The organism is Xanthomonas pisi DSM 18956, assembly GCF_001010415.1.
Taxonomy (GTDB): domain Bacteria; phylum Pseudomonadota; class Gammaproteobacteria; order Xanthomonadales; family Xanthomonadaceae; genus Xanthomonas; species Xanthomonas pisi.
Map to the genome: position 1 here is coordinate 1 of NZ_JPLE01000321.1, position 484 is coordinate 484.

2 protein-coding genes are annotated in these 484 nt (G+C 47.1%); both read left to right on the forward strand.

The window, feature by feature from the left end; genetic code table 11:
• Positions 1-259: DUF4752 family protein (locus tag Y887_RS19910; RefSeq protein WP_157004367.1), on the forward strand; the 259-nt coding region annotated here is incomplete at its 5' end.
• A complete protein-coding gene (locus tag Y887_RS19915; RefSeq protein ID WP_157004368.1) occupies positions 246-464 on the forward strand; it encodes an ead/Ea22-like family protein in 219 nt (72 codons plus the stop codon). The genes Y887_RS19910 and Y887_RS19915, both read left to right, overlap by 14 nt.
• The last annotated feature ends 20 nt before the right edge of the window (positions 465-484 follow it).

Here is a 484-nt window from a genome sequence, read left to right on the forward strand (position 1 = left end):
CGATACAGCCCTGAACACCGGCCTAGCGCTCCTTGGTTATTTCTACATCATGTTCTGCAGCGGACGATGGCTGTCACTGTTGTTCATGAAAAAATGGAATAAACGCCGTAAGCAGGAGCAACGCCAAAAGGCAATAGATGCATTTTTCGAAGCCTTCGGTATTGACGGCATGGAACCAGGGGATCCAGCTCGCGAAATTAGCAGAGGGGGCGTAGTAATACTTGTATACCGGAGTGAAGAGAAAAATGAGCAAGAATGACTATCAGGCACTGCGTGAAAAGGCAGAAAAAGCAACAAAAGGAAGCTACATCGTAGGGCATACATCTGTTAACCAGCACGGCAATTTAACAGGAGTTTTTGTTTGCCAAAAATGGAAAGGAGAACCCGGTGGCGTGATTGCAGAATGTCATGTTAACTGCCTGGTTGAAACAGATGCTCAGGCTTATGCAACGCTGAATTCATAGCAGAGGCTAACCCGGCTACC

What these genes read in the sequence shown, in the direction of transcription:
- Y887_RS19915 (WP_157004368.1), top strand. Translation starts at nt 246, where the DNA reads ATGAGCAAGAATGACTATCAGGCACTGCGTGAAAAGGCAGAAAAAGCA.